Genomic DNA, 6841 nt, shown 5'->3' with positions numbered 1-6841 from the left:
CAATAATCAGGGTGAACGGGACTTCCGTATGAGCAAGGTTCAGCAGAAGATATCAGGCTGCTTCCGCTCATGGGATGGCGTGAAAGCGTATTGCAGAATCCGGAGCTATATATCGACCTGCCAAAAACATGGGGTCGGTGTTGGGGAAGCTTTGTCGTTATTATTTGCGGGTAAATGGCCGGACTTTATTCAGGAGAAATTGGATCGGTTGGTGTGACATGCTGAATGGTTACAAGCTGGCAATACTTGCATTACTCTAATGCCGGAATTAAAGAGCCAAATGAAGGGTTAGATTTCCAAGTGCTGAACTTAGGTTTTAAATTTTGAATAGCAAAACCCCCAGTCAAAAGGCTGGGGGCATGTCTCGGTGCTTTGGTAGGATCTATGGGGGTAGGGCGGCGCGACGAAGAAAATCCTCGCTATGAGTGGCCGCAGACCATCTGTATCAGTCTAATGAAACAGTTGATTTCAGCGGTTGGAAAATATGCTGACATATTGAAATTCAAGCGACGTGCCCGAGAACAATATAAGGCACAAATGCTCAGATAAACCATGCGCATTTATTGGATGATTGAGTGCCACTCACTAGCAGTCTTGGTTTCTGTGCTTAAAAACCTACGGGTTGAATCTGAAGTTCTGCTTGTGCGAAAAAACATTCTCTTTTTTTTGCGTTATATCCTAAATTCATTGGCGTTGAGATGCGTTGTTTCGACGCTAATTCCTTATGAAATAAATTTTACGGTGATGTGCGAAAGCTATGGCTGGTAGGTTTTCACCCTCCAATTAAATCAGAAACTATATTGATTTTCACTGTTAATATACCATTATCATTGTTGGTTCTGATCTGTTTTGCAAGCGTTTAGTCGTGCTGAGTAATTGGTGTACGGTGGGTAAGGCGGTAGTGCTACTGCAAGAATTGATTATGGGTCGAAAGCTTTGGTTGGCAAGGTTTTAAGTAAGTGTTTTTTAATTCACAGTTGACCAATAATAAAAGCTACTTGTCAACTGTGAAGATGCTAGTGACATAAAAATAATTAATGTTAAATGGCTTTGATATCTTAAGAATTTGGCTGGCAAGGTTTCTTGCAAGTAGACCAGTATTTAAATTTACTGGTCTACTTGAGATAAAAACTATTTGGGGTTGAAGTTCAGAAAGCTTTGGCTGGCATCGGTTTTGGCATCGGTTTTTATGCCCGCAAAGTTTGGTTTGATATCAATTATGTCTTCTTTGAAAGGTTCTTCTGGCATGGCTTCTGTAGAATGCAGAAATTCTGACCCTTCTAATGTTAAGCCCCCTTGTACAAGGACATGGCGAACCATTTGCTCCGGATTCTGATAATCTATTTGATGAACTTCACTGCTAATATAGCCACGTTTTTTTGCAGAAATAATACGTTTGGCTGTATTTTGAAATTCCTGTAATGACTTTAAACTATCGCTTTCAGATTCGTAGGAATATTTTCCAGAATCTATTTCCTTGAGGATTTCTTTGAGCTTCTCCATGGAGTACCTTTTATTATCTGATTGGTGGCTGCAGATGCTTGTGAGCACTTTCACCGAATTATCTTACGATTTTTTTCTCCATGCCCCAGCCAGACTTGGAGGTTTTTACACTTTTGTGTTCGCTAGTTGCTGTGAAATGAAAAATTACTCGGCCTTGCCACGCTCCAGAGTCTTGAATGTGGTAGCCGGTTATTTTTCCGCCGAAGTATGAGGGCATTACTTGGGCTGTATGGAGAAATATGTCACCACCAATAAGACCCTCTGCTACTTTGATTGAGACTTTCCAGAAACCGCTTTCCCAACTTTTGGATGTTTTGCATATACAGGTAAATCGCTTCTCTTTTTCTATTAGATGTATCTGCATGACAGCTTCCATTGGGGGCTAACAGCTTAATACTGCGCATGCGCGATATACCGGTAGCTCAGTATGCTGGTTGGTGCAACAACTTGAAATTCATCTTGTTTTTCTCGAGTCTGCCAACCTTGCCCGCCTGTTATCCCAAAATAACAGGTTTCTCGTTATTTCGAAACGAGGCTCGCTCAACTATTTGATTTAAAGCAAAATTGTTCGCTGCTTTTACGGCAAAATATGCATTGGCCTATAGTCGTTGAGTCAAAGCGTGCACAAAATATTGGTTCGATTTTAAATGTGCTGTCGATAGATGCAAGTGACCGCTATAGAAACGTTTGCACTAACACATCGAACCGAGCTGCCCAATCGGTCAGCCACTTCAGCAAAAAAATCCCCGGTATTACCAGGGATTGATGTTCGGATTTATTTCCCGAAAAACTAACCTATCCGCATTTAGACGCACCGCAATTCAAGCAGGTCTCACAGCCATCCATAATAATCACCGACTTGTGCATGCATTGCTTGCATAGCTGGGCATTGGGTGGAAATTGTTGGGTTTCTTCTGGCTCACTTTCTGAACTGTTCTGGCTTTCCATCTGAGCTTTTTTCTCGGCAATCAGTTTTTTCTGGTGAACATCTAAGCCAGGTTTTTGAATCATGCCGATCATGGTTAGGTGGGTTTCTAGTACGTCACCAATTTCAGCGACTAGCGAAGGCATGTATTTGCCGCCGGATTTGAAATAACCACCTTGTGGATCAAAAACAGCTTTTAGTTCTTCGACCAGAAACTTAACGTCGCCGCCTTTACGGAAAACTGCCGAGAGTACTCGAGTTAATGCCACCACCCACATGAACTGGTCCATGTTTTTTGAGTTGATAAACATTTCAAATGGACGGCGTTGCTGGTGCTCAGTGTCGTGATTGAGAATGATGTCGTTGATGGTGACATACAGTGCATGCTCAGAAAGTGGGGTTTTAATTTTATAGGTGTTGCCCACCAGCATTTCTGGTCGATCCAGTTTTTCATGCATCTGCTGGATATTTTGGTTGCTCTGCTCGGATGCTTCGCGCTCAACGCATTTACTGCAAGGGGCTGCTTCAGCTGCAGGCTGTTTTTCTTTTTTGTCGTCTTTCTTTACTTGAAAGCCAACAATTTTACTTTCTATTTTCTTAACCATCTTTTATTGCATCTCGTCAATTCGGGTTTGATTGAACAAACCCGAAAAAAATATGTAAACCATTAAATTAGAATTTACCGTAGTAGCCTTCTTTCAAGGCGTCGTACAAATTGGCCGCGGTGTGCATTTCACCGTCATATTCAATTTCTTCTTCACCGGTAGCTTCAATAATTGAGCCGTCTTCCAGCACAAACTGGTAGGTGGTGTTTTTCAAATCATCTTCGCGAACCAATACGCCTTGCAAGGTTTCCGGGTTGAAGCGGAAGGTGGTGCAGCCTTTTAAGCCTTGGTCGGCAGCGTACATGTAAATATCTTTAAACGTATCGTACTCAGTGTCGGTAGGTACGTTGATGGTTTTGGAAATCGATGAATCGACCCAATATTGAGCCGCTGCTTGAATATCAACATGCTGTTTTGGCAGTACATCGTCAGAAGAGCGGAAGTACTCAGGCAGCTTTGCTTTTTCATCTTTGCTGAAAGGCATTGCATCTGGATTAACCAAGGTGCGATACGCCAGTAATTCATAAGAAAACACATCGACCTTTTCTTTGGACTTTTTGTTTTCTTTGATTACGTTACGGCTGTAATGATGGGCAAAACTAGGCTCAATACCATTCGATACATTGTTTGCTAGCGACAATGAAATAGTGCCAGTCGGTGCAATAGATGAATGGTGGGTAAAGCGGCAGCCTAGCTGAGCAATTTGATCGACAAGTGCTGGGTCGATTTTGGCAATTTTCTGCATATAACGGCTATAGCGCGCATGTAGAATTTTACCTTCGACCTGGTCACCGGCTTTATAGCCATCTGTAACCATTTCTGGTCGTTGATTAAGCATGGCTTTAGTGACTTCAAACTGTTGGCTCATGATTGGCGCTGCGCCTTTTTCTTTGGCTAGCTCCAAGCCTGCGCGCCAACCGGCTAATGCCAATTCGCGGGCAATTTTGTCAGTAAATTCAACCGAGTCGGCTTCACCGTAAGGCATGCCGAGCATGGTGAGTGCCGAGCCAAGGCCCAAAAAACCCATGCCGTGACGACGCTTGTTTTCAATTTCGTGTCGTTGTTGCTCTAACGGTAAGCCATTAATTTCGACCACATTGTCAAGCATGCGGGTGAATACGCCGACCACTTCGCTATATTTTTCCCAGTTAAAATGGGCTCGCTCGGTGAAGGGTTCTTCAACAAAGCGGGTCAAATTAACCGAACCCAACAGGCAGCTGCCGTAAGGCGGTAAAGGTTGTTCGCCGCATGGGTTAGTGGCGCGAATGCTTTCGCAAAACCAGTTGTTGTTTTGCTCGTTAACCCGGTCAATCAGGATAAAGCCTGGCTCGGCGTAATCGTAGGTGGATTCCATAATCACATCCCACAATTCGCGTGCTTTGATAATTTTGTGTACTCGGCAGGCTACCTGACCTTTTTCATTAGTCAGATAATCTTTGGTGGTCGACCATTCGCGCCAGATAACTTTTGAATTGTTTTCCAGCTGAATGTCTTCTGAAATAATTTCCTTTTCGGTCATTGGAAACGCCAATGGCCATTCGCCGTTATTTTTTACCGCTTGAATAAAATCATCGGTGATCAACAGAGACAAGTTGAACTGGCGTAGGCGACCATCTTCACGCTTAGCGGTGATGTATTCAGCAACATCTGGATGGCCAATATCAAAAGTCGACATTTGTGCGCCACGACGGCCACCGGCAGAAGACACGGTGAAACACATCTTGTCGTAGATATCCATGAACGACAGTGGGCCAGAAGTACGCGCACCGGCACCAGATACATAGGCATCGCGTGGTCGCAAGGTCGAGAATTCATAACCAATACCGCAACCGGCTTTCAGGGTAATCCCTGCTTCGTGGTTGCGCTTGAGGATATTGTCCATTGAATCTTCAATGGTGCCAGACACGGTACAGTTAATAGTGGAGGTGGCTGGCTTGTAAGCTTGGGCACCAGCGTTGGAAATAATTCGGCCGGCAGGGATTGCACCATTTTTCAAAGCCCAGGCAAATTTTTCCTGCCACAGCTTTTGTTTTTCGGTTGTGGTTTCAACTTCAGATAATGCTTTTGCTACTCGCTGGTAGGTGTCGTCGATATCCTTATCTACGGGATTTTCTTGCTTATCTTTCAGACGGTATTTGGAATCCCAAATTGTCAGCGAAGTTTCTTGGAAAGGAATTTCCCGCGGAGTAGCGGAAACAACTTTCAACGGTTTGCTCATTATCATTCCTTGTCTGCACCAGTTGCGACTGTTCTTATAGTAAAGCACAGCATTTAGTGTGTTCCGCCATTATCAACCACAACATATGCGAAAAGATAGACTTGAAATTTTCAAAAGAAGGGTTTTTTTCAGCTAGGCTGAAGAACAATATCTGGCAGGTTAATGACTGCTATCGGGCTCAGTGCGATTACAATCTATGAGTGATTGTTTTTGCAAAGTTTGAGTGAAGCAGTTGCTTTGTCATCTTTTTTGATTGCGCTATCTTGCATTCAAATGTGCCTACTTGTCACTTTATTTCGAGCCAAAGTTATAGTGAATTTCATCATCAGGTTGAGAAGATTAGTTGCAGTTAAAATATTGGTTAACCAATGACAAACTTTTCGATCAATAGGTCAAATTCTGTTCGGTGAGAACAAAAAAGCGCCCTGAATAAAATTAGGGCGCTTAAGCTTGAATCACCTTGTTAGTTAATACTTAGCCAGTAGTTGTATCGCTAAGTTTTTTTGCGCAGTAACACACCCGATTCAACGTGATGAGTCCAAGGGAACTGATCGAACAATGCCAGGCGCTCAACAGAATGGGTTTCGCCCAAGGCCTCTAAATTGTCTTTTAAAGTTAACGGATTGCAGCTGATATAAATAATGTTCTCAAACTGACTGATCATTTGAACGGTGTCTTCATCGAGACCGGCACGGGGTGGATCAACCAGAATAGTCTGGAAGTCGTATTGATCCAGCGGGGTATCTTTTAAACGGCGAAAGGGGCGAATGCCATTCATAGCCTGGGTAAAATCTTCGCTCGACATGCGAACAAACTCTAGGTTATCCATGCCGTTAACTTCTCGGTTGTATTGCGCCGCTTTAATAGAAGTTTTGGAAATTTCGGTCGCCAGTGCCTTGCGGTATTTATCGGCCAGCGCAATACAGAAATTGCCATTGCCACAGTAGAGCTCAAGCAAATCGCCTTTGGCACCTTCGCTACAACTTCTCGCCCAACTGAGCATCTTTTCACAAATACGTGCATTAGGCTGGGTGAAACTGCTTTCAATTTGTCGATAAACCAAAGGTTTGCCGTCAACTTCTAATGTTTCATCCAAATAGTCTTGGTTAAGCAAAATTTTCTGTTTTTTGCTGCGGCCAATAATTTGAATGCCGAGTGCATCACGAATCTGCTCCGCCTGGGCTTGCCATTCTTCGGCCAGCGCTCGGTGGTAAATCAGAGTAATCAGTGCTTCGCCAGTTGATGTGGTTAAAAATTCAACCTGAAATAACTTGCGACGAATTTCCGGGAACAAGTGAATTTGTTCCAGCAATAAAGGCATCAAGCGGCGAATAGTGGCCGAGCCTTGTGGGAAGTCGGTCGTTTCAATCGGTGTTCTTCGATCTTTAGGATCGAACATGGCATAAAAGCTACGCTCGCCTTGATGCCAAAAGCGGAATTCTGCACGCATGCGGTATTCAGTCGCTGGAGAATCAAATACTTCCAGTTCTGGCATTTCCAGCTCGGAAAACAGAGCTTGAATTTGCTGAACTTTTTGTTCCAACTGATCTTGGTAATCTTGCGGGTTTTCGGATACCACAGTGCGAACCT

Annotated in this window: 6 protein-coding genes and 1 pseudogene; 2 read left to right on the top strand and 5 right to left on the bottom strand. The window is 43.6% G+C overall.

What is annotated here, in order from left to right; genetic code table 11:
* Positions 1-217: pseudogene (locus DC094_RS21870) on the top strand (IS66 family transposase); the annotation flags it as partial.
* An 8-nt stretch (positions 218-225) separates the two neighbouring features.
* Complete coding sequence (locus DC094_RS22875; RefSeq protein ID WP_116687422.1) at positions 226-327, top strand: acyloxyacyl hydrolase; 102 nt, start codon at positions 226-228, stop codon at positions 325-327.
* 804 nt (positions 328-1131) lie between these two features.
* On the opposite strand, the gene DC094_RS12435 is transcribed toward DC094_RS22875, so the two are convergent.
* From DC094_RS12435 to trmA, 5 genes are all read right to left on the bottom strand, one after another.
* Positions 1132-1503 carry a hypothetical protein gene (locus DC094_RS12435; RefSeq protein WP_116687421.1) on the bottom strand — a complete coding sequence of 124 codons (372 nt, stop codon included), beginning with the start codon at positions 1501-1503 and terminating at the stop codon, positions 1132-1134.
* Positions 1504-1561: 58 nt separating this feature from the next.
* A complete protein-coding gene (locus DC094_RS12430) occupies positions 1562-1879 on the bottom strand; it encodes a hypothetical protein (RefSeq protein ID WP_116687420.1) in 318 nt (105 codons plus the stop codon).
* Between the two features lie 419 nt (positions 1880-2298).
* Positions 2299-3033, bottom strand: a complete 735-nt coding sequence (locus DC094_RS12425; RefSeq protein WP_116687419.1) for a TSCPD domain-containing protein — start codon at positions 3031-3033, stop codon at positions 2299-2301.
* 67 nt (positions 3034-3100) lie between these two features.
* Complete coding sequence (locus DC094_RS12420; protein ID WP_116687418.1) at positions 3101-5251, bottom strand: adenosylcobalamin-dependent ribonucleoside-diphosphate reductase; 2151 nt, start codon at positions 5249-5251, stop codon at positions 3101-3103.
* 493 nt (positions 5252-5744) lie between these two features.
* The gene (trmA, locus tag DC094_RS12415; protein WP_116687417.1) at positions 5745-6830 is read right to left on the bottom strand and encodes a tRNA (uridine(54)-C5)-methyltransferase TrmA; all 1086 of its coding nucleotides are present in this window, start codon (positions 6828-6830) and stop codon (positions 5745-5747) included.
* Positions 6831-6841: the final 11 nt, after the last annotated feature.

The sequence above is a fragment of the Pelagibaculum spongiae genome (assembly GCF_003097315.1).
Taxonomy (GTDB): Bacteria; Pseudomonadota; Gammaproteobacteria; order Enterobacterales; family Pelagibaculaceae; genus Pelagibaculum; species Pelagibaculum spongiae.
Note: the sequence above shows the minus strand (reverse complement) of the source record. Positions and strands in the feature narration are given on the sequence as shown.

Coding starts and splice junctions, on each gene's coding strand:
- DC094_RS12425 (WP_116687419.1), bottom strand. CDS start 3,033: ATGGTTAAGAAAATAGAAAGTAAAATTGTTGGCTTTCAAGTAAAGAAA.
- DC094_RS12420 (WP_116687418.1), bottom strand. CDS start 5,251: ATGAGCAAACCGTTGAAAGTTGTTTCCGCTACTCCGCGGGAAATTCCT.
- DC094_RS12435 (WP_116687421.1), bottom strand. CDS start 1,503: ATGGAGAAGCTCAAAGAAATCCTCAAGGAAATAGATTCTGGAAAATAT.
- DC094_RS12430 (WP_116687420.1), bottom strand. CDS start 1,879: ATGGAAGCTGTCATGCAGATACATCTAATAGAAAAAGAGAAGCGATTT.
- DC094_RS22875 (WP_116687422.1), top strand. CDS start 226: ATGGTTACAAGCTGGCAATACTTGCATTACTCTAATGCCGGAATTAAA.